Below are 20,747 nucleotides of genomic sequence, written 5' to 3'. Positions count from 1 at the left end.
GGTCGACGAGAAAGCGATGATCGCTGCGGTGCTGCGCCCGCAGCTGGCGCTGATCCTGGGCGCCGCCGCGCTGATCGCGGGCCGCTCGATCGCCATGAACCAGCTGATGATCGTGCCCAAGGTCGCCGTGCTCGGCTGGGGCGAGGGCGGCATCGTGCTCATGCTCCTTGTCGTCATCGGGCTGCTGTTCGGCAAGTCCGATGTCATCTCGCATTGCGCCCTGGTGTTCGGCGCCGCGCTGGCCTTCCTGCTCGAAGGCTACTACATCCCGCTGATGCCGAGGCTGATGGAGGCGATCTACAATCCGGGATACGTGGCGCTGGTCACCTTGCACGCCCAGTAACCCGTTGCACGCCCAGTAACCCGGTCCGGCCGGTGAGGCCGGGCATCGAACGGCCCGGCTCCGGGCGAGGTCGACGTCGTGGCCCGGCCCGGCCGCGGGGTCCGCGGTAGCGGCGCCTCATTCTGCGGTGAACAGATTCTCCCAGGCGCGGCTGAGGAAATCCGGCCTGAGCTGCGCCGCGACCCCCTCGAAGGCCGAGATCGACTTGACCTGGTCGATCAGGAAGCGCGGGTGGAAGCCGGCATAGTGCGCGCCCTCGGTCTTGCCGTAGAGCTCGCCCAGCACGAAGCCCATGACCTGCTCGTCCAGCGCCATGCCGAACTTCCTGGCGGTGCGGGCGAAGATGTGGATGAAGGTATCGCGGTCCGGCCGGTCGATCAGGATCTTGTAGCGCAGGCGCCTGAGCGCCGCCTCGTCGACCAGGGTCTTCGGCGCGATGTTGGTGGAGAACACCACCAGCGTGTCGAACGGCACCTCGAACTTGCGCCCGGTCTCCAGCGCCAGGTAGTCGTGGCCGTTCTCGAGCGGGATGATCAGGCGGTTGATCAGCTCCTGCGGGCTCTGGCGCTGGCGGCCGAAGTCGTCGATCACCAGCACGCCGCCGGCGGCCTTGAGCTGCATCGGCGCCTCGTAGACCCGGCTGACCGAGTTGAGCGCGAGGTCGAGCCGGTCGAGAGTGAGCTCGCCGCCGGTGATCACCGAGGGCCTCCTGCAGGCGACGAAGCGGCGGTCGTAGCCGGCGCCGCGCCTGAGCGCGCTGCCCTCGCCGGTGCGCTCGTCGGGACTGACCGCGTGGTGCACGGTGGGGTCGTAGAGCGTGATGATCTGCTTGTCCACGACGACGCAGTGCGGGAAGTAGACCTCGCCGCCGAAGGCGCGGCAGATGGCGTCGGCAATCGTCGACTTGCCGTTGCCGGGGGGGCCGTAGAGCAGCACCGAGGCGCCGCAGTTCGCCGCCGGGCCCAGCTTCTCCATCAGCCCCTTGGGCAGCGTGAGCTCGGAGAAGACGCGCTCGAGCACCGGTCGCGTCAGCGTCTCGTGCCTGATGGACTGCTTCTCGATCTGCTCGGAGAGCTGCTCGAGGGTGACCGGGGCGGCTCCAAACCACTCGTTCTGCGCCAGCGCCTCGAGGGCCCATTCCCGCCCCTTGCCGGTCAGGGCGTAGCGCATCTCGGCGGTGAGCGAGGCGCCGAGCTGGCCCAGCGTCTCCATCATGCGCATGCCCTGGGCGATCTCGATCAATTGTGTGACGATGCCGACGGGCAGCTTCATGGCGCGGCCGATCTCGCTCGGTCGCTCCAGCCCCATGCGATAGACGGACTTGATCAGGAGGTCGACGAGAAAGCCCGGCTCGAGCCCAGTGTCCTCGATCTTCTGCGGCGCAGGCGGGACCAGCGTGCCGGCGCGCGCGCGCTCGGCAAGGTCGACATGCATGTTCATCGGACGCTACTCCATCGGTCGGCAACGGATACGCACGCGGCGCACTGATTCACTACCCGCGCAGCACAAGTAAATTTTTTGGTGAATTTGTGGCAAAATGAGTAAAAATCAGATTAGGCGAGTATATTTTCTGTACTCTACTTCAGGTTGTGACCAGACAGGCAGCCTGGTCCGAGATTAAAACGATTTTTACTTGACTCCCACCCGGCGCGCGGCTTGCGGATGGAGAACGCAGCGATCGCGTCCCTCCGCCTCGAGCGTGCGCGCGCCCTTCATGATCGCGGCCGTCCGCTTCGACATGAAGGCCGAGTCGCTGCGCGGGTCGCGGCCTTTGGGGTCCGGCAGCACGGCGGCGAGTCGCGCCGCCTGGGGCAGCGACAGCCGAGCGGCGGGCTCGTCCCAGAAGTGGCTTGCGGCAGCCTCGGCGCCGAACACGCCCTGGCCGAACTCGGCGACGTTGAGGTAGACCTCCATGATGCGGCGCTTCGACCAGAGCGCCTCGATCAGCACGGTGAAGCCGGCCTCGAGGCCCTTTCTCACCCAGGTCCGGCCTTGCCACAGGAAGACGTTCCTCGCCACCTGCTGGCTGATCGTCGAGGCGCCGCGGAAGCGCCCGTGCTCGCGCTCGGCGATGGCCTTGCGGATCTGCCGGAAGTCGAAGCCCCAGTGCTCGCAAAAGCGCGCGTCCTCGCCGGCCATCGCCGCGCGCACCAGGTTGGGGGAGATCTCGCTTATGTCCTTCCACTGATGCTGGATGTGGCCGAGGCGGATCCACTCGGTGGCCATGTAGTAGCCGCCGGGCGGGTTTATCACCGCGTAGGCGGCCACCCACAGCGCCGCGGCGCCGAGGAGGTAACCCAGCCAGCGCAGCGGGCGGGCGAGCAGCCGCCGCAGGAGCCGCCGGCGCGGCCGCTGTCTGGCGGGGCTTTTCGGCCTGGGATCCGCGCGCGGGCTCATCTCGGCGCGTGCACTAGCATCGCACGGCGGCTCGGGCTAGGGCGCGCGGGCTCGGGGCCGAGGGGTCTTCCGGCTTTCGCGGCTTGCCGATATCCTGGCGGCGAAACAATTCTGTGGCGCATCGACATGCTCGCAAAGCTTGAGCGCGTCTATCGGGAAAGCGGCCCCTGGGGCACTTTGGTGAGGAGTCTTGCCTATATGCACCGGCGCGGGCTCAGGCCGCTGCTGCCGGTCTCCAGGCCCGTGCTCTACAGCGGGCTTCCGGTCGCGCATGATGTCCGCTGGGGCGACTCGCTGTTGTCGGGGGTCTTCCGTGTCGAGGACAGCATCGATCAGCCGACTTACGAATCCAGCCTGATCCAGGGCCTCAGGCAGCATGTCAGGCCGGGCGACCGGGTGCTCGTGATCGGCGGCGGCGTGGGCGTCACGACGGTGGTGGCCGCACAATGCGCGGGCCCCGCGGGGCATGTCGAATGCTACGAAGGCGGTTTGACCGAGGTCGCGAGCACGCTGCGCACGATTGGCCGGAACGGGGTCTCGGACCGGGTGAGCGTGCATCACGCTGTCGTGGGAAAGGCCGTCTGCGTCTGGGGTGAGGGACTTTCCGATGTGCTCGTCCCGCCGCAGGCGCTGCCCGAATGCGATGTGCTCGAGCTCGATTGCGAGGGCGCGGAGGCCGCGATTCTCCGGGACATGGCCATCGCGCCGCGCGTCTGCCTCGTCGAGACGCACGGAATGTACGGGGCGCCGACGGACCTGGTCGCCGGCCTGCTCAGGAACCGGGGCTATGAGGTTGCCGATATCGCTATCGAGGAGAGGAACTGTCAGTGGTGCCGGGAAAACGACATGACCGTCCTGGCGGCGATCCGAGCGTGATGCCGGCCCTGTGCCACAGGTCCCGGCCGGCCCGTTGCGGCGCGTGAACGCAAGTGAGGACAGGCGGCGGCTCTCTCATCCGGCCCCGGAGATCTTGCGGTGCACCAGGCGGCGGAACCCTTGGGCGACCCGAGCGTCGTTCTCGGGCGTGATCAGCTCCTCGGGCATCCCCGGGGGCGGGTCGAAGATCATCGTCGCCTGGACCTCGAACAGCACGATCCGGCCGTCCCGGTCGACGTCGAAGTCCATTCCGAAAAGCTCGAGCGGCACGCGGCTGCGCACCGCCTCGAGCACGGACATGACCGGCACGCCCAGTGCCTCCTCGGGGTTGCGGTGGAGCCGCTGCACCTCGGCCACGAGATGCGGGAATCGCCCGTAGAACCCCTTCTCCGCCGGCGCGTGGCGCCCCGCCACCATCCACTGGTCGTAGAACGCGGCGTGGCTGATGATGATGTCATCGGGCAGGAATGCCGCGCGGAGCTTGCGGAAATTGCCGTCGGGCCGGCGCAGGTCGACATACTCGATGGCATAGAACTGTGGCCAGTCGACGCGCTCGAGAAAGGCGCGAAGCGCCTCCCGGTCGTGCACAAGCAGTGCGCTCTTTTGCTCGGAATCGAGCGAGCCGGAGCTCTCGTCCACCGCGACATGGCGCACGATCAGCGGATAGGCGAAGGCGCCGGCGATATCGCGTTCGATCTCGTCGAAGCGCCCGAGTTCGCGCCAGTAGCGCCGGATGGTCGGGATTCGCAGCCCGGGGATGCCCTCGAGCAGCTCGGCGGCCTTTTGTCGGGTCATCCGCGTCACCGCGGCGGGGTGGTTGATCACCGGACGATCGATCGGCGCGAGCACGTCGAGAAGTCGGTCGAGCCGGCCGGGTGCGTTCAGGTGCTCGGCGCTGGCGATGTTGTTGAATACGACGTCAGGGGTCGGTAGCCGCGGCAAGTCGCCCGGCAGATCGGCGAAGACCGAGGCGAAGCGGAACTCCTCGGCCAGGAGATGGCTGAGCTGGCTGATGTAGTTCGTCGCGAAATGCAGCTCGTGCAGGCTGCGATGTGGGGTCGAAATATGCGTCGGCACGCCGTTGAGCGCCAGGATCGTTGCCTGCTGTCGGGCGCCCCCGGGGGCGAGATAGATCGGCGCTGCGCGGGCGAAGCGCCCGGCCGCTTCCCGGGCCGCCGCCGCGTCGTTCAGGGCGCCGTGTGCGGCGCTCAGGGCTGCGAGCGCTTCCCAGTTCTCCGGCTCCAGCGCCAAGACGCGCTGGAGATCCGACAGGGCGGCCCGGGCGTCGCCCGACAAAAGCCGCAGCCGCCCCAGGAGGGTGAGCGCTTCCACGTCCTCGCCGAGCCGGGGCAGCGCGCTGTCGAGCAGGGCGAGCGCACGCGCCGGCTGGTCGAACATCGCCAGCGCCTCGGCGAGCGACAGGACCGTGACCCGCTCGCGCGCGTTCGGGGCGCACTCGCCCGGCCAGACGGGCGCCTCCGAGGCGGCGAGCGCGCGCGCGGCCTCCGTGCGCTCGCCCTGCTTCAGGACGGCGAAGAGGTTGTTGAGATTGCGCAGGTGGATGCGCGGATCGGCATGCGCAGCGTCGAGGGCTGCGCCGAGCAGTCTCTCCGCCTCGCCGGGGCGCTGCTCCTGGAGCGCCAGGACTCCCAGCAGGCCCATGAGATCGGGATCGCCGGGCGCGGCGGCGAGCAGCCGTTCATAGGCGGCGCGCGCCTCCGCCAGCCTGCCTGCGCGGTGCAGTGTGCGGGCCATCTCCCGCGATTCCTCGGGATTGGTGCCTTCCGGGTGCGCCATGTATCCTTCCTGAGCGAAGCGGTGCGATCCGGCACCGCCGTCGCGACAATCCTGGGGCAGGCGGAGCGAAATTTGAAGTCCTGCGCCCCGCGGGGGCCGGGCGGCGCGCCCGGCGGCCTCGACAGCGCCAGGGGCGATCTGTACTAGACTGGCAAAGGACTTGTGAGATTGGACGGATGCCAGCGCCCTTCTTCTCGGTCATTCTCCCCGTTTACAATGGCGCGCACTATGTCGGCGACGCGATTGCCAGTCTTCTGCGGCAGGATCACGCGCATTTCGAGATCATTGCGCTCGACGACGGCTCGACCGATCGCACGCTCGACGTGCTGCAACGCCATGCCGTCAGCGATCGGCGGATTCGCGTTGTCGCCTGCGCGCACCGCGGCCTGGTCGCGACGCTCAACGAGGGTCTGGCGCTGGCGCGCGGCGACCTGGTTGCCAGAATGGACGCCGACGACGTCAATTATCCGCACCGGCTTTCGCGCCAGGCCGCCGCCTTCGAGGCCAATCCGAGGCTGGCTCTGTGCGGATCGCTCAACGATGCGATCATCGGCTCGCGACTGTTCCGCCCCAGGAACGTGCAGAATTTTGCCACCTACGACATGCACGTTCTGTCCCTGTTTTTCACCTTGTTCACGCATGCAAGCACCGTGTTCAACAGAAAGGTCATCCGAGAGAGCGATTTGTTCTACAGCGAAAAATACGTCTATGCCCAAGATCTGGAGCTTTTCGGGCGCCTCACGGCAAAATATCAGGCCGAGCGAATCCACGAGAGCCTGCTTGCCTCGCGCCTTCATTCGGACAGCTTTTCCGGGCGGAACAAGGCCTGGCAACAGAAGTGCCAGCTGATGATCGTGGCCGACAACCTGAAACGCGATCTGGCGCTCGATACCACGGCTCTGGAGGAGCTGGGTACGGCCGCGATGGACGATTGCATCTCGGAGCGTCTCGTCGTGCGCATCGCCGACTGTCTCCTCGCGATCGAAAGCGCGACCGAGCGGGCAGACCCGATCGCGGTGCCGAGCTACCGGCTCGGGGTCAGGAACATCTTCCACGACCTGTTCGGCGCCATCCAATGGCAGCGGCCCGGCCTGCTTCCGTCGTTTCTCGACCGCACCGGCAAATGGCACTGGGTGCGCCGACGGGATCGGATCTGGCTGCAGGCGTATCGGCGGTCGCGCGCGCTCGGCGACGCCTCGCGGCAGTTGGTCGCCTTGGCGGATGCCGCCGCGCTCCGGATGCAGTCGGTCCCGCTCGCCTCCGTTCTGCCCGAACTGGCGCCGGCCTAGGCTGCCAAGGCCTGCGGGCCCGGTCGCGCTGTGGACCGGATGCAGGTCGTGGTCCAGGGCGGTTTCGCTGTTTTCAGGCCGTCGCCTCGGCGGCGCCCTCGCTGAGCGGCTGCCCGAGCCGCGAGATCATCTCCTTGGGGCAGATCTGCCAGAAGTGACCGATCTCCTCCTCCCAGTGGGTGAGAATGCCGGTGGCGCGCGGGCTGCCGGTCTGGTGCGCATGCTCCTCGACGAGGCCGCGCAGCTCCGCCGCCCAGTGCGCCGAGTCGAGGCGGGTGATGACCAGCGTGTCCTTGTTGGCCATCTGCGGCAGGCGTCCCTCGGGGTCGTAGACATAGGCCATGCCGCCGGTCATGCCGGCGCCGAAGTTCTCGCCCACGGCGCCGAGGATCACGGCAACGCCGCCGGTCATGTACTCGCAGCCGTTGGCGCCGCAGCCCTCGACCACCACATGGGCGCCGGAGTTGCGCACGGCGAAGCGCTCGCCGGCCTGGCCGTTGGCGAACAGCTTGCCGGCGGTGGCGCCGTAGAGCACGGTGTTGCCGATGATGGTGTTCTCGTGCGGCACCAGCGGCGAGGCGAGCTGTGGCCTGAGCGTGATCACCCCGCCTGAGAGACCCTTGCCCACATAGTCGTTGGCGTCGCCCAGCACTTCGAGCTTCAGCCCCGGCGCGGCGAAGGCCCCGAGCGACTGGCCGCACGAGCCGTTGAGACGCACCGTCAGGTGGCCCTCCTGCAGCTTGCTGTCCATGCCGAAGCGCCGCACGATGTGGCTCGAGACCCGGGTGCCGATCGAGCGCAGCGTGTTCTCGACGGTGTAGTCGAGCTGCATCTTCTCGCCGTCCTTGAAGAACGGGCCGGCGTCGCGGACGATCTGGGCGTCGAGCGTGTCCGGCACCTCCTGGCGCGGCCGGTTGCGGTCGTACTTGGCGACCTTGCCCTCGTCGACCCGCACCAGCATGGGGTTGAGGTCGAGGTCGTCGAGATGCGCCGCGCCGCGGGAGACCTGGGCCAAGAGATCGGCCCGGCCGACGATGTCGTCGAGCGAGCGGGCCCCCAGCGAGGCGAGGATGTCGCGCACCTCGTGGGCCAGCAGGCTGAAGAGGTTGACCACCTTCTCGGCCGATCCGGTGAACTTCTCCCTGAGCGCGGGGTCCTGGGTGCACACGCCCACCGGGCAGGTGTTCGACTGGCACTGGCGCACCATGATGCAGCCCATGGCGATCAGCGAGGCAGTGCCCACGCCGTATTCCTCGGCGCCCATCATGGCGGCGATGACGATGTCGCGCCCCGTCCTGAGCCCGCCGTCGGTCCTGAGCGTCACCCGGCTGCGCAGGTCGTTCAGCGCCAGCACCTGGTGGGCCTCGGTCAGCCCCATCTCCCAGGGAATTCCGGCATATTTGATCGAGGTCTGGGGCGAGGCGCCGGTGCCGCCATTGTGCCCCGCGATCAGGATCACGTCGGCCTTCGCCTTGGCCACGCCGGCGGCGATGGTGCCCACCCCGGACTGCGCCACCAGCTTGACGCAGACCTTGGCCTCGGGGTTGATCTGCTTGAGGTCGTAGATCAGCTGGGCGAGGTCTTCGATCGAGTAGATGTCATGGTGCGGAGGCGGCGAGATCAGCATCACGCCGGGCGTCGAGTGCCTCAGCTTCGCGATCATCTCGGTGACCTTGAAGCCGGGTAGCTGGCCGCCCTCGCCGGGCTTTGCCCCTTGCGCGATCTTGATCTCGAGTTCCGAGCAGCGGTTGAGGTACTCGGCGGTGACGCCGAAGCGGCCCGAGGCCACCTGCTTGATCTTGGCCGAGGGGTTGTCGCCGTTGGGCTCGGGGAAGTAGTGCTTGGGGTCCTCGCCGCCCTCGCCCGAATCCGACTTGGCGCCGATCCTGTTCATGGCGATGTTCAGGGTCTTGTGCGCCTCGGGGCTCAGCGCGCCGAGCGACATGCCCGGCGTGACGAAGCGCTTCCTGATCGAGGTGATCGACTCCACCTCCTCGAGCGGGATCGGAGCCCCGAGCGGCTTGAAGTCGAGCAGGTCGCGCAGGTGGATGGGCGGCTGCGCGCGCATCGCCTCGGAATACTTCTTCCACATGGCGTAGGAGTTCTGCTCCACCGCCATCTGCATGGCGTGGATCACCTGGGCGGCCCAGGCATGGCTCTCGCCCTTGCGCCGCGCCTTGTAGAAGCCGCCGATGGGAAGGATCTCGGCGCTGCCCGAGCCCGCGCCCGCCCAGGCCCGCGCGTGGATGGCGCGCAGCTTTTCCTCGATTCCGGTCACGCCAATGCCCGAGATGCGCGAGGGCATGCCAGGGAAGAACTCTGCCACCAGCGCGCGGCTCAGCCCCACCGCCTCGAAGTTGCATCCCCCCCGATAGGAGGAGACCACCGAGATGCCCATCTTCGACATGATCTTGAGCAGGCCCTGGTTCACCGCCTCGCGGTAGCGCGCCACCGCTTCGTCGCCGCTCAAGTCGTCGAACAGCCCGCGCGCCACCCGGTCGAGGATCGAGTCCTGCGCCAGGTAGGCGTTGACGGTGGTGGCTCCGACCCCGATCAGGACGGCAAAGTAGTGCGGGTCCGTGCACTCGGCCGAGCGCACATTGAGCGAGCAGAAGGTGCGCAGGCCGCGCGACACCAGCCAGCTGTGCGCCGCCGAGGTGGCCAGGATCATCGGCATGGCGACACGGTCCGCATCGGCCCTCTCGTCGGTCAGGATGATCTGGCCGGCGCCGGCGCGCACGGCTTCCTCGGCCTCGGCGCGGATGCGGTAGAGCGCCTCGCGCAGCGCGCCCTCCTCCGCCGCGGCCGGAAAGGTGCAATCGATCTCGCGGTAGGACTCGCCGAAGGCCTGGACCAGGCGGCGGAACTGCGCGTTGGTCACCACTGGGCTCTCGAGCGTGATGATCTCGGTCTGGTTCGAGTCCTGTTCCAGCACGTTCTTGAGGTTGCCGAAGCGGGTCTTGAGGCTCATCACCCGGTGCTCGCGAAGCGAGTCGATCGGCGGGTTGGTCACCTGCGAGAAGTTCTGCCGGAAGAAGTGGCTCAGGGGCCGGTAGAGGTCGGAGAGCACCGCTGCCGGGGTGTCGTCGCCCATCGAGCCGATCGCCTCCTTGGCGTCCTCGACCATGGGGTGCAGGATCGCCTCGAGATCCTCGATGGTGTAGCCGGCAGCGATCTGGCGGCGGCGGAACTCGGCGCCCTCGTAGTGCCGGCGCTCGGGCTGGCCCTCGATGCGGTCCGAGATCTCGGTGATCTTCGCGATCCAGTCGGCGTAGGGCTGCGCCGCGGCCAACTCGTCCTTGATCGCCTGGTCGTGCAGGAGCCGGCCCTCGGCGAGGTCCACCGCCAGCATCTGGCCGGGGCCGACGCGCCCCTTCTCGACGATGCGTGCCTCGTCCACCGAGACCATGCCGACCTCGGAGCCCGCGATCACCAGCCCGTCGTCGGTGACCACGAAGCGCAGGGGACGCAGGCCGTTGCGGTCCATTCCGGCGCACACCCAGCGGCCGTCGGTCATGGCCAGGGCGGCGGGGCCGTCCCAGGGCTCCATGACTGCGTTCGAATAGGCGTACATGGCCCGCCAGGCCTCGGGCATGTCGAGGTCGTTGGACCAGGACTCGGGCACCAGCATGGTCTTGGCCATGGGGGCGTTGCGCCCGGCGCGCACCATCACCTCGAACACCGCGTCGAGCGCGGCCGAATCGGACGAGCCCTGGGCGATGATCGGCTTGATGTCCTCGGCCAGCTCGCCGAGGAAGTTCGAGGCCATGCGGATCTCGTGGCTGCGCATCCAGTTCGAGTTGCCCTTGAGCGTGTTGATCTCGCCGTTATGGGCGAGCATGCGGAAGGGCTGGGCCAGCCACCACTGCGGGAAGGTGTTGGTGGAATAGCGCTGGTGGTAGATGGCGAAGGCCGAGGTGAAGCGCTCGTCCTTGAGGTCGGGGTAGAACTCGGCGACCTGCTCGGCCAGCATCATGCCCTTGTAGATGACCGAGCGGCAGCTCAGCGAGCAGATGTAAAAGCCGGAGATCTGCGCCTGCGCCACCGCCTTCTCGATGCGCCGCCGGATGACATAGAGCTCGCGCTCGAAGGTCTCCTCGTCCACGTCCTTGGTGTCGGCGATCAGGATCTGCTCGATGGCGGGGCGGGTGGCGTTGGCCTTCTCGCCAAGCACGGCAATGTTCACCGGAACCTGGCGCCAGCCATAGATGTAATAGCCCAGGCGCAGCACCTCGGTCTCGACGATGGTGCGGCAGGTCTCCTGCGCGCCGAAATTGGTGCGCGGCAGGAACACCTGGCCCACCGCCAGCAGCGCCTGGTGCGGCTCGTGGCCGGTGCGGCGCACCTGCTCGCGGAAGAACTCGGCGGGGATCTGCACATGGATGCCGGCGCCGTCACCGGTCTTGCCGTCGGCGTCCACCGCGCCGCGGTGCCAGACCGACTTGAGCGCGGCGATGCCGTCCTCGACCACCTCGCGGCGCGGCTTGCCGTCGATGGCGGCGATCAGGCCGACGCCGCAGGCGTCGTGCTCGGTCTCGGGCAGGTACATGCCCTCGGCCGCGAGGCGCGCCGCCTCGCACTCGCGGGCCTCGACCCAGCTTTCGTCGATCACGCTGCGGGACGCGGCGTCACGCGGCAGGGCATCAGGTGCCATCGGGGCTCACTCCTCGCGGTCTCGGCGCCGCGGGCGCCGGTAGAAGGGGACCAGGAACGCAATATTCGCGGCCATGAACAGCACTGCGCCGGTCAGTGCGACCATGTCGCCCGCCCGCGCCGCCGCGGCAATGAAGAACGCGGCGCAGGCGATGAACAGCCACCACCCCGTCAGGGTCCACTGCCGGTCGGTCATGCGTCAGCCTCCGACGCGCTTGGCGCGGCTGACAAAGAAATCGTCGCCCGTCGAGGTCCTGGTGTCCTGGGCGAAGCCGTAGAACGCCGGCTTCTCGTCGACGAACACCTCGCGCGCGAGGCGGAAGCGCGACTGGTCGTCGAAGGCGCCGACGGCGAGCATGTAGAACGGCTCCGCGTTCATGTGGTAGAAGAGGCTCGAGCCGCAGACCTTGCAAAAGCCGCGCTCGGCCCACTCGGACGAGGCGTAGCGGGCAAGATGCTCCTCGCCCTCGAAATGCACATTGTTGCCGCGCACGGCGAAATAGGGCCCCGAGGCCCAGCGCCGGCACTGGCCGCAATGGCATGCGCCGATCTCCTCGGGCACGTCCTCGGCCTCGAAGCGCACCGCGCCGCACAGGCAGCCTCCGGTCATCTTCATGTGCGTGTCCTTCCGCCTGTCGCGGTCCGTGTCCTGCGTTGTTGCCGTCCGGGGCAGCCGCGGCTGCTCCGAGCTGCTCGGGCCATTTCAGGACCGCTTACTGTTCACCCTTCGTCCACCTCCGCGGCGCCGCTTCACTCCGCCGCCACCTTCGCCGGGGCCCGCGCCTCGATCCAGGCGGCCATGGCGTCGGCCGCCTCGCGCCCGTCGCGGATGGCCCAGACCACCAGCGAGGCGCCGCGCACGATGTCGCCCGCGGCGTAGACCCCCTCGAGCGAGGTCGCATGCGTGCGGAAGTCGGCGCGGATGGTGCCCCAGCGCGAGACCTCGAGCCCCTCGACGCCCCACAGCCGCGGCAGGTCCTCCGGGTCGAAACCCAGCGCCTTGATCGCCAGCTCGCACGGCTCGGTGAAATCCGAGCCTGGCACCGGCTCGGGGGTGCGGCGGCCGGTGGTGTCGGGCTGGCCCAGCCGCATGCGGGCGGCCTTGACGCCGGTCACCGCGTCGTCGCCGGTAAAGCCCTTGGGCGCGGTGAGCCAGACGAACTCGACGCCCTCCTCCTCGGCGTTCGCCACCTCGCGCTGCGAGCCCGGCATGTTGGCCCGGTCGCGCCGGTAGAGGCACTTGACCGATTTCGCGCCCTGGCGCACGGCGGTGCGCACGCAGTCCATCGCCGTGTCGCCGCCGCCGATGACCACGACCCGCTTGCCGTCGGCGTTCAGCTCGCCCGAGCCGAACCGGGGCACCTCGTCGCCGAAGCCGATGCGGTTGGAGGCGGTGAGATAATCGATCGCCTGGACGATGCCGCCGAGCCCCGAGCCCGGGCCGCCGAGGTCGCGCGCCTTGTAGACCCCGGTGGCGATCAGGAGCGCGTCGTGCGCCTCGCGCAGCTCGGCGAAGCCGATGTCCTCGCCGACCTTGCAGTCCAGCCTGAAGGTTACGCCGCCCTGCTCGAGCTGGCGGTTGCGACGCATCACCACCGGCTTCTCCAGCTTGAAGCCGGGGATGCCGTAGGTCATGAGCCCGCCGGCGCGGTCGTAGCGGTCGTACACGGTGACCTGGAAGCCCATGCGCCTGAGGCGGTCGGCGGCGGCGAGCCCCGCCGGCCCGGCACCGACGATGCCGACCGATTCAGGGCGCTCGGCCACGGGCCGGACCGGCTCGACCCAGCCCTGCTCCCAGGCGGTGTCGGTGATGTATTTCTCGATGGCGCCGATGGTCACGGTGCCGTGGCCGGCCTGCTCGATGACGCAGTTGCCCTCGCACAGCCGGTCCTGCGGGCAGATGCGGCCGCAGATCTCGGGAAAGGTGTTGGTCTCCTGGCTGAGGGCATAGGCCTCCTCGAGCCGGCCCTCGGCGGTCAGCTTCAGCCAGTCGGGGATGTTGTTGTGCAGCGGGCAGTGCGTCTGGCAGAACGGCACGCCGCATTGCGAGCAGCGCCCGGCCTGGCCCGCCGCCTTCTCGGCTGCGAACTGGCGATAGATCTCGGCGAAGTCGCGGGCCCGCTCGCCGGCGCCGCGCTTCTCGGGCATCTCGCGCTCGAGCGCGACGAATCTCAGCATTCTCTGCGCCATGGGCGTTCCCGGTCCGGGGGAGGCGGTGCCGAGACCGGGCGCCGCCTCATTATCATGCTTTGCGCCTTGCCTAGCGGAATCGGGGTGGAAAATAAAGTCAGCAATACTGCCATGGTTTCATGTTTTTCGCCCTGCGGGGCGAAACGAGAAAATTTTCATGCGGAAATTATGGCAGACGCACTGCCATAATCTGGCCCTTGCGCCCGGCGGGCAGGTGCATAGGAATCGCACGCTGCCGCTTCGCCCGGGGGTCCCATGACGCTTTTCGATCTCGTCGCCCTCTCGCTGATCCAGGGCGTCACCGAGTTCCTGCCGATCTCGTCCTCGGGGCACCTCGTCCTGTGGCCGCTCTTGAGCGGGAATCCCGATCAGGGCGTAACAATGGACGTTGCGGTGCATATGGGCACGCTCGTCGCCGTGTGCGTCTTCTTCCGGCGCGAGACCGGCCTGCTGTTCGCCGGGCTCGCCGACCTTGCCCGGGGCCGCTGGCGCACCGCGCCGGCGCGGCTTTTCCTGCTGCTGACGCTGGCCACGGTGCCGGCCATGGTGGTGGGCCTGGCGCTAACCTTGAGCGGAGCGGTGACGGCGCTCAGGGCGGTCGCCGTGATCGGCTGGGCCACGTTGCTGGGCGGCCTGCTGCTGTGGGCCGCGGACAGGCGCGGCGCGCAGCGGCGCGCCGGCAGCAGCTGGGGCCTCGCCGACGCCGTGCTGATGGGGCTGGCGCAGGCGCTGGCGCTGGTCCCGGGCACCAGCCGCTCGGGGATCACCATGACGGCGGCGCGGATGCTGGGCTTCGAGCGCGCGGAGGCGGCGCGGGTCTCGCTGTTGATGGCGATCCCGGTCACCCTGGCCGCCGGCGCGCTGGAGGCCGAGGAACTGGCGCGCTCGGGCTCCTACGCGCTGACCGGCGACATTGCCATCGGCGCGGGGCTGACCTTCGTCGCGGCGCTCGGCGCGCTCTCGGTGATGATGCGCATGTTCCGGCACGAATGGACCATGCTGCCCTTCGTGCTCTACCGGCTGGCGCTCGGCACCGGCCTGCTGGCGCTCGCTTATGGCTGAGGCGGTTCAGGCAGGGGCGCCGCCGTCGCCCTCGCCCTCGATCCGCTGGTACTGGCCGTGCGGGCGGTAGGAGACGAGATACGTCCCGATCACGCCCTCGGCCGCCGCCGCGGCGATGCCGATATCGGACAGGGTCCTGGCGCCGTCCGAGACGACGTTGTCACGCTGGAGCAGCGTCACCTGGTCGACGGTCAGCGGCGGTACTGGTAGCCGTTCCAGAACGGAGGCCTGCAGATAGGCCAGCCAGACAGGCATGTTGACGATCAGCCGTCGCCGGCGGACGGCGCGCAGCGTCAGCTGCACGATCCCGCGCAGCGTGTAGATGTTGGGCCCGCCCAGCTCGTAGACGCCAGGTGCGACGCCGCCCGCGGCAGCGCGGCTCGCCGCCTCGGCCACGTCGGCCACCCAGACCGGCTGGAACCGGGTCTTGGCGCCCACGATCGGCAGCACGAACGGAATGTAGCGCGCCATTGCGGCGAAGCGCTCGAAGATGCCGCCGTCGGGACCGAAGACCACCGAGGGGCGCAGGATCACCGCATCGGGGAATGCCTGGCGCACCGCCGCCTCGCCCTGCGCCTTGGTGCGGGCATAGGTGGACTCGCCATCCGCATCGGCGCCGATCGCGGAGAGCTGCACGAACCGGCGCGCCCCCTCCTCGGCGGCGACGCGCGCGGCGAGGCCCGCACCCTCGGCCTGCACCGCCTCGAAGCTGTTTCGGCCCGACTCGTAGAGCACGCCGACGCAGTTCACCACGATGTCGGCGCCCCGGATGGCGGCGCGCAGCGACGTCTCGTTGCGGATATTGCACTGGACCGGCACGACCTGCCCGACCACGCCGTAGGTCTGCACGAAGATCGCCTCGTTCGGCCGTCGGCAGGCGACGCGCACGCGCCAGCCGCGCCGCGCCATGTTCTGGCAGATATAGCGCCCCACGAAGCCGGAGCCGCCGATGATGGTAACGAGCGGGGACTGGTCGGACATGGACGGGCCTCCTCGCAGTGTCGGGCGGCACAGGTCTACGCGGGCGCGGCGGCAGGGGCAATAGCAGAGGGCCCGTTGACATCATTCGCGCCCGTGGCTAGATCAGCGGCGCGTCCGCGGGGCGCCCGAAGCCTGTGCCCAGGTGGCGGAATTGGTAGACGCGCTAGCTTCAGGTGCTAGTGCCCTTCACGGGCGTGGAAGTTCGAGTCTTCTCCTGGGCACCACCTTCCTGCGCCCGCGACCGGGACGCGGGGTTACGGATCCGCAATGACCATCACCTTGCACGAGCGCGACCTGCCCGACGGACTCGACCTCGGGCCGGTGGTGGCGATCGACACCGAGACCATGGGACTGAAGCCGCATCGCGACCGGCTGTGCCTGGTGCAGCTGTCGGGCGGCGACGGCGCGGCCCATCTGGTGCGGGTGGCGCCCGGTCAGCGGCGGGCGCCCAATCTGGGCCGCCTGCTGCGCAATCGCCGGGTGCTCAAGCTGTTCCACTACGGCCGCTTCGACATCGCCACGCTGGCGCACGGCCTCGGCGCCGTGGCGCGGCCGGTCTGGTGCACCAAGATCGCGTCCAAGCTGTGCCGCACCTATACCGACCAGCACGGGCTCAAGCACCTGTGCCGCGAGCTGCTCGGGGTCGATCTGTCGAAGCAGCAGCAGACCTCGGACTGGGGCGCGGAAACGTTGTCCGACGCGCAACTGGAATATGCGGCCTCGGACGTTCTATACCTGCACAGGCTGAAAGCCGAGCTCGAGGCGCGGATCGCGCGCGAGGGTCGCAGCCGGCTGGCCGAGGCATGCTTCCGGTTCCTGCCCGATCGGGCGCTGCTGGACCTGGAAGGCTGGGACGAGCCGGACGTCTTCGCTCACTGAGCCGGCGCGGAATGAGGGAACGAGTCATGGCGGTCGCCGAAACCAGCAAGGCGCAGCGGGACGCGCAGGACGAGCGAAGCCGCGCGATCGCGATCGGCCGGCGCGTGCTCAACATCGAGGCCGCGGCACTGGCCCTGTTCGCGGAGCAGCTGGGCGGGGCCTTCGCCGCCGCCGTCGAGATCATGGTCGCCGCCAGGGGCCGCGTCATCGTCTCGGGCATGGGAAAGTCCGGCCATGTCGGGCGCAAGATCGCGGCGACGCTGGCCTCGACCGGCACGCCGGCGCAGTTCGTCCACCCGGCCGAGGCAAGCCACGGCGATCTCGGCATGATCACCAGCGACGACGTGGTGCTGGTGCTGTCGAACTCGGGCGAGACGCGCGAGCTGGCCGATGTGATCGCCTATACGCGACGCTTCTCCATCCCGCTGATCGGGGTGGCGAGCCGGCCCGGATCCACGCTCCTGCGCGCGGGGGACGTGTCGATCCAGCTGCCGCAGGCGGCCGAAGCCTGCCCGGTGGGCCTCGCACCGACCACCTCGACGACGCTGACGCTCGCGCTGGGCGACGCGCTGGCCGTGGCGCTGATGGAGCGGCGCGCCTTCACTCCGGAGCGCTTCGCCGAGTTCCATCCCGGCGGCACGCTCGGCTCGCAGCTGATCAAGGTGCGCGAGCTCATGGTCTCCGGCGACAAGCTGCCGCTGGTTGCCGAGTCGGCGCCGATGCCAGAAACCCTGCTGGTCATGACCCAGAAGGGCTATGGCGTCGCGGGCACGATCGACGAGGAAGGCAGGCTCACCGGCATCATCACCGACGGCGACCTGCGCCGGCACATGGACGGGCTTTTGGACAGGCTGGCCAGCGACGTGGCCACGCACACCCCGCGCACCATCCATCCCGACCGGCTTGCGCAGGAGGCGGTGCGGCTGATGAACGAACGCAAGATCACCTGCCTGTTCGTCACCGACACCGACCCACCGGTGTCTCCGCTCGGCCTGATTCACATGCATGATTGCCTGCGCGCCGGGGTCGACGAGGCCTGAGGTGCCATGCAGGACCTGACCCCTCAGGAACGCGTCCGCAAGACCGGGCGGCGCGTTCGCCGCCATTCGCGGCTGGTCGCGCTGATGAAGGTCGCCCTGCCGCTGGCCGCCCTCGCGCTGGTGGCCGTGATCTTCCTCAGTGCCCGTCACCGCGGCAGCGTCACGGGCATCTTCTCACCCCAGGAGCTGGCGCAGCTCGGCGCCGGGCTCAGGCTGGAGAACCCGCGCTTCGCCGGGGTGACTGCCCAGGGCGAGCCGTTCGTCGTGCATGCCGACTGGGCGCTGCCCGACAGCACCATGCCGCGCCTGATCTCGCTTGAGAAGCCGCGCGGCCAGATCAAGCTCAGCGATGGGCGGACCGTCTCGGTGTCGGCGGCGACCGGGCGTCTCGACCGCGGCAACCAGACCGGCCAGCTCGAGGGCAATGTCAGCATCAAGACCTCGGACGGCTACCAAATCGACACCGCGAAAATGGATTTCGACTTCAAGAAGCGCACTGCCATCGCGCCCGGACCTGTCCACGTGACAGGCCCGAGCGGCAGCGTTCAGGCGGGCAGGATGCATGCCCAGGCCGGCTCTAAGGGACTCGCCGACGGGCAAATTTGGTTTGAAAACCGGGTGCGGGTGGTGTTCATTCCGGCCGGGAACGCGGGCGCCGGAAAATAGGGCGCGGCAGTCGCGGCTGAAAGGAGGACGGCGATTTGGCAAGAACGGCGGCCATTGTCTTGCTGGGGGTGCTGCTGAGCATCCCGTCCGGCATGCCGGCTGCGTCGGCGCAAACGGGCGCGCCATTCGGCGGCTTCAAGCACGACTCCAGCGCGCCGATCCAGATCGTCTCGAACACCCTGGACGTGCAGCAGGCTCAGGGAAAGGCGATCTTCTCGGGCAAGGTGGTGGCCGAGCAGGGCACGCTGAAGCTGACAGCGGACAAGCTGACGGTCTTCTACGACAGCGGCCAGTCGGCGTCCGGCACCAGCAGCAGCGCCGGCACCGGCAGCAGCAGCGCGAGCACCGGCAGCAGCAGCGCCAGCACCGGCAACAGCGCCAACACCGGCAGCAGCACCGGCACCGGCAAGATCAAGGACATGCGTGCCGAGGGCAACGTGTTCCTGTCCAACGGCTCGGAGACCGCCAAGGGCAAGTGGGCCGAGTACGACGTGGCCGGAGGCATGATGCGCATGGGCGGCGGCGTGGTACTGACCCAGGGAAAGAACGCGATCTCGGGCGAGCAGCTGGTCATCAACCTCGACGCCGGGACCGGCCACGTCGAAGGCAGCAAAGGCGGCCGGGTCAAGAGCGTCTTCACGCCCTCGAAGGCAACCAACTCGACGGCAACCCCCTCCAAGGCAACCAACTCGGCGGGAACCAAGGCCCAGTGACGGGCGCCTGACACGGCCCGGGAGTGAGAATCGTGGACAAGGAGACGGGCAGCGCCCCGGAGGAGACGGCCGCAGGGCGCGAGATCGGGCCCGACTCGGTCGCGCGCGAAGGCCTGGTCGCTGCCGGCCTGGGCAAGAGCTATCGGCGCCGGCCGGTGGTGCGCGACGTCTCGGTCGAGCTGCACCGCGGCGAGGTCGTGGGGCTTCTGGGCCCCAACGGCGCCGGCAAGACCACCTGCTTTTACATGATCGTCGGGCTGGTGCCGGCGGATAGCGGGACCATCTTCCTCGACGGCATCGAGCTGACCGGTCTTCCCATGTACCGGCGCGCCCGGCTGGGCCTGGGCTACCTGCCGCAGGAGGCCTCGATCTTTCGGGGCCTGAGCGTCGAGGACAATATCCGCGCCGTGCTGGAACTGGTCGAGCGCGACCGGGTGACCCGGGCGCGCCGCCTCGACGAGCTTCTCGGCGAGTTCTCGATCACGCATCTGCGGCGCACGCCCTCCACCGCGCTTTCGGGCGGCGAGCGGCGGCGCGTGGAGATCGCGCGCTGCCTCGCCACCGACCCGGCCTTCATCCTGCTCGACGAGCCCTTCGCCGGCATCGACCCGATCGCGGTGAACGACATCCGCAGCCTGGTCGCGCACCTGAAGGACCGTGGCATCGGCGTGCTCATCACCGATCACAACGTGCGCGAGACGCTCGAGATCATTGACCGGGCATACATCTTGCATGATGGTCGCGTCCTGATGAGCGGAACGCCGGACGAGGTCGTACGCGACGTCAACGTGCGCCGGGTCTACCTGGGCGAGCGGTTCCGCATTTAGTAACCTGCCCCGGCCAGCCTGCGGCTCTCGGGCGGCAGGAGGCGGACGCAGGCCGGCAGATGGCGCAGGGACTTCGACTGGAGCTCAGACAGGGGCAGCGGCTGGCCATGACGCCGCAGCTGCAGCAGGCGATCCGGCTGCTGCAGATGTCGAATCTGGAGCTGCGCGACTTCGTGCGCGAGGAAGTCGAGAAGAACCCGCTCTTGACCCTGGCGGAGCCGCCCGAGGACCGCGCCCCGCGCGGCGCGGGTCAGGAGCCGTCGCTTGAGGCGCCGCTCGACCGCTGGGCGGCGCGCGAGGGCGGCGCGACCTTGGGCGCGGAGGCTTTGGACACCGGCACCGAGAACGTCTACGACGCCGCGCCGCGCGAGAGCGCGGCTTGGGCCGGGCTCGGCGGGGGCGGTCGCGGCGGCTCCCAGCCTGGAGATTTCGACTTTGACGGCAGGCCGGAGCGGCCGGCGACGTTGCGCGAGCACCTGCTTGCGCAGCTCGGCCACATGCGCGCGCGGGGGGCTGTCTCGGCACTCGCCAGGCTGATCGTCGAAGAGCTGGACGAGGCCGGCTATTGGCGCGTCGGGCCGGGCGAACTGGCCGAGCGCCTCGGCGTCCGGCCGGCGGATCTCGAGGCGGCGCTGGCGCTCGTGCAGGCCTGCGAGCCGACCGGCGTCGGCGCGCGCAACCTTTCCGAATGCCTCGCCCTGCAGCTGGCCGAGCGCAACCGGCTGGATCCGGCGATGCGCGCGCTGCTCGAAAACCTCGGGCTGGTCGCGCGCGGCGAGCGGCGGCGGCTGCGCGCAATTTGCGGCGTCGACGAGGCGGATCTCTCGGACATGCTGGCAGAACTGCGCGCCCTCGACCCGCGGCCGGGCCTGTCATTCGGCGAGGAGCTCCCCGCGACCCGGGTGCCCGACGTCCTGCTCAGGCGCGGGGCGCGCGGCGGCTGGGAGATCGAACTCAATCCCGAAACCCTGCCGCGGGTGCTCGTCGACCGCCGCTACGCCGCCCGGCTCGGGCCCGGCGGCGCCGCGGCCGGC

Annotated in this window: 18 protein-coding genes and 1 tRNA gene; 11 read left to right on the top strand and 8 right to left on the bottom strand. The window is 69.1% G+C overall.

The genetic code is table 11. From position 1 onward, the window contains the following. A partial coding sequence (locus tag AC32QD_RS03190) for a hypothetical protein (RefSeq protein WP_492009035.1) occupies positions 1-343 on the top strand: 343 nt, incomplete at its 5' end. Positions 344-460: 117 nt separating this feature from the next. On the opposite strand, the gene AC32QD_RS03185 is transcribed toward AC32QD_RS03190, so the two are convergent. Together AC32QD_RS03185 and mtgA are read right to left on the bottom strand one after the other, a co-directional pair. Continuing rightward, positions 461-1,783 (bottom strand): DUF8689 domain-containing protein, encoded by a 1,323-nt coding sequence (locus AC32QD_RS03185; protein ID WP_492009034.1) that lies wholly within the window; start codon positions 1,781-1,783, stop codon positions 461-463. A 189-nt stretch (positions 1,784-1,972) separates the two neighbouring features. Next, entirely contained in the window at positions 1,973-2,740 is a 768-nt protein-coding gene (gene mtgA, locus AC32QD_RS03180; protein ID WP_492009033.1) for a monofunctional biosynthetic peptidoglycan transglycosylase, read from the bottom strand. A 198-nt stretch (positions 2,741-2,938) separates the two neighbouring features. Between mtgA and AC32QD_RS03175 the strand changes: the two genes are divergently transcribed. Further along, positions 2,939-3,616 (top strand): hypothetical protein, encoded by a 678-nt coding sequence (locus AC32QD_RS03175; RefSeq protein WP_492009032.1) that lies wholly within the window; start codon positions 2,939-2,941, stop codon positions 3,614-3,616. A gap of 75 nt (positions 3,617-3,691) precedes the next feature. Here the strand turns inward: AC32QD_RS03175 and AC32QD_RS03170 are convergent, their stop codons facing one another. Beyond that, entirely contained in the window at positions 3,692-5,413 is a 1,722-nt protein-coding gene (locus AC32QD_RS03170) for a tetratricopeptide repeat protein (protein ID WP_492009031.1), read from the bottom strand. A 176-nt stretch (positions 5,414-5,589) separates the two neighbouring features. On the opposite strand from AC32QD_RS03170, the gene AC32QD_RS03165 reads away from it, so the two are divergent. Continuing rightward, positions 5,590-6,702 carry a glycosyltransferase family 2 protein gene (locus AC32QD_RS03165; protein WP_492009030.1) on the top strand — a complete coding sequence of 371 codons (1,113 nt, stop codon included), beginning with the start codon at positions 5,590-5,592 and terminating at the stop codon, positions 6,700-6,702. Positions 6,703-6,775: 73 nt separating this feature from the next. Here AC32QD_RS03165 and gltB read toward each other — a convergent pair whose 3' ends face one another. The 4 genes from gltB to AC32QD_RS03145 all read right to left on the bottom strand — a co-directional run bounded on the left by gltB (position 6,776) and on the right by AC32QD_RS03145 (position 13,533). Beyond that, positions 6,776-11,356 carry a glutamate synthase large subunit gene (gene gltB / locus AC32QD_RS03160; protein ID WP_492009029.1) on the bottom strand — a complete coding sequence of 1,527 codons (4,581 nt, stop codon included), beginning with the start codon at positions 11,354-11,356 and terminating at the stop codon, positions 6,776-6,778. A gap of 6 nt (positions 11,357-11,362) precedes the next feature. Then, positions 11,363-11,551, bottom strand: coding sequence for a hypothetical protein (locus AC32QD_RS03155; RefSeq protein ID WP_492009028.1), 189 nt, complete (start codon positions 11,549-11,551; stop codon positions 11,363-11,365). A gap of 3 nt (positions 11,552-11,554) precedes the next feature. Then, positions 11,555-11,971, bottom strand: coding sequence for a GFA family protein (locus AC32QD_RS03150; RefSeq protein WP_492009027.1), 417 nt, complete (start codon positions 11,969-11,971; stop codon positions 11,555-11,557). Positions 11,972-12,105: 134 nt separating this feature from the next. Next, positions 12,106-13,533, bottom strand: coding sequence for an NAD(P)-dependent oxidoreductase (locus tag AC32QD_RS03145; protein WP_492009026.1), 1,428 nt, complete (start codon positions 13,531-13,533; stop codon positions 12,106-12,108). Between the two features lie 267 nt (positions 13,534-13,800). On the opposite strand from AC32QD_RS03145, the gene AC32QD_RS03140 reads away from it, so the two are divergent. Next, positions 13,801-14,607 carry an undecaprenyl-diphosphate phosphatase gene (locus AC32QD_RS03140; protein ID WP_492009025.1) on the top strand — a complete coding sequence of 269 codons (807 nt, stop codon included), beginning with the start codon at positions 13,801-13,803 and terminating at the stop codon, positions 14,605-14,607. A 6-nt stretch (positions 14,608-14,613) separates the two neighbouring features. Here AC32QD_RS03140 and AC32QD_RS03135 read toward each other — a convergent pair whose 3' ends face one another. Continuing rightward, positions 14,614-15,588 (bottom strand): complex I NDUFA9 subunit family protein, encoded by a 975-nt coding sequence (locus tag AC32QD_RS03135; RefSeq protein ID WP_492009024.1) that lies wholly within the window; start codon positions 15,586-15,588, stop codon positions 14,614-14,616. Between the two features lie 136 nt (positions 15,589-15,724). Here AC32QD_RS03135 and AC32QD_RS03130 point away from each other — a divergent pair. The 7 genes from AC32QD_RS03130 to AC32QD_RS03100 all read left to right on the top strand — a co-directional run. Continuing rightward, a tRNA-Leu gene (locus tag AC32QD_RS03130) sits at positions 15,725-15,812 on the top strand. Positions 15,813-15,855: 43 nt separating this feature from the next. Further along, complete coding sequence (locus tag AC32QD_RS03125) at positions 15,856-16,467, top strand: ribonuclease D (protein WP_492009023.1); 612 nt, start codon at positions 15,856-15,858, stop codon at positions 16,465-16,467. 26 nt (positions 16,468-16,493) lie between these two features. Beyond that, positions 16,494-17,507, top strand: coding sequence for a KpsF/GutQ family sugar-phosphate isomerase (locus AC32QD_RS03120; protein WP_492009022.1), 1,014 nt, complete (start codon positions 16,494-16,496; stop codon positions 17,505-17,507). Between the two features lie 6 nt (positions 17,508-17,513). After that, positions 17,514-18,173, top strand: coding sequence for an LPS export ABC transporter periplasmic protein LptC (gene lptC / locus AC32QD_RS03115; RefSeq protein WP_492009021.1), 660 nt, complete (start codon positions 17,514-17,516; stop codon positions 18,171-18,173). Positions 18,174-18,208: 35 nt separating this feature from the next. Then, a complete protein-coding gene (locus AC32QD_RS03110; protein WP_492009020.1) occupies positions 18,209-18,886 on the top strand; it encodes an LptA/OstA family protein in 678 nt (225 codons plus the stop codon). An 83-nt stretch (positions 18,887-18,969) separates the two neighbouring features. Next, positions 18,970-19,713: an LPS export ABC transporter ATP-binding protein gene (gene lptB / locus AC32QD_RS03105; RefSeq protein WP_492009036.1), complete on the top strand. Its 744-nt coding sequence runs from the start codon at positions 18,970-18,972 to the stop codon at positions 19,711-19,713. A gap of 59 nt (positions 19,714-19,772) precedes the next feature. After that, positions 19,773-20,747 (top strand): RNA polymerase factor sigma-54 (locus AC32QD_RS03100; RefSeq protein ID WP_492009019.1); only part of this gene is annotated, 975 nt, incomplete at its 3' end.

The organism is Thermohalobaculum sp. (assembly GCF_058622915.1).
The sequence above is the reverse complement of the archived record's forward strand: the minus strand, read 5'-3'. Positions and strand labels throughout refer to the sequence as shown.

Bases quoted from the DNA above. Each gene is read 5' to 3' on its own strand.
- lptC (WP_492009021.1), top strand. From the start codon at position 17,514: ATGCAGGACCTGACCCCTCAGGAACGCGTCCGCAAGACCGGGCGGCGC.
- AC32QD_RS03165 (WP_492009030.1), top strand. From the start codon at position 5,590: ATGCCAGCGCCCTTCTTCTCGGTCATTCTCCCCGTTTACAATGGCGCG.
- mtgA (WP_492009033.1), bottom strand. From the start codon at position 2,740: ATGAGCCCGCGCGCGGATCCCAGGCCGAAAAGCCCCGCCAGACAGCGG.
- AC32QD_RS03125 (WP_492009023.1), top strand. From the start codon at position 15,856: ATGACCATCACCTTGCACGAGCGCGACCTGCCCGACGGACTCGACCTC.
- AC32QD_RS03155 (WP_492009028.1), bottom strand. From the start codon at position 11,551: ATGACCGACCGGCAGTGGACCCTGACGGGGTGGTGGCTGTTCATCGCC.
- AC32QD_RS03135 (WP_492009024.1), bottom strand. From the start codon at position 15,588: ATGTCCGACCAGTCCCCGCTCGTTACCATCATCGGCGGCTCCGGCTTC.
- gltB (WP_492009029.1), bottom strand. From the start codon at position 11,356: ATGGCACCTGATGCCCTGCCGCGTGACGCCGCGTCCCGCAGCGTGATC.
- AC32QD_RS03185 (WP_492009034.1), bottom strand. From the start codon at position 1,783: ATGAACATGCATGTCGACCTTGCCGAGCGCGCGCGCGCCGGCACGCTG.
- AC32QD_RS03140 (WP_492009025.1), top strand. From the start codon at position 13,801: ATGACGCTTTTCGATCTCGTCGCCCTCTCGCTGATCCAGGGCGTCACC.
- AC32QD_RS03170 (WP_492009031.1), bottom strand. From the start codon at position 5,413: ATGGCGCACCCGGAAGGCACCAATCCCGAGGAATCGCGGGAGATGGCC.
- AC32QD_RS03120 (WP_492009022.1), top strand. From the start codon at position 16,494: ATGGCGGTCGCCGAAACCAGCAAGGCGCAGCGGGACGCGCAGGACGAG.
- AC32QD_RS03145 (WP_492009026.1), bottom strand. From the start codon at position 13,533: ATGCTGAGATTCGTCGCGCTCGAGCGCGAGATGCCCGAGAAGCGCGGC.
- AC32QD_RS03175 (WP_492009032.1), top strand. From the start codon at position 2,939: ATGCACCGGCGCGGGCTCAGGCCGCTGCTGCCGGTCTCCAGGCCCGTG.
- AC32QD_RS03150 (WP_492009027.1), bottom strand. From the start codon at position 11,971: ATGAAGATGACCGGAGGCTGCCTGTGCGGCGCGGTGCGCTTCGAGGCC.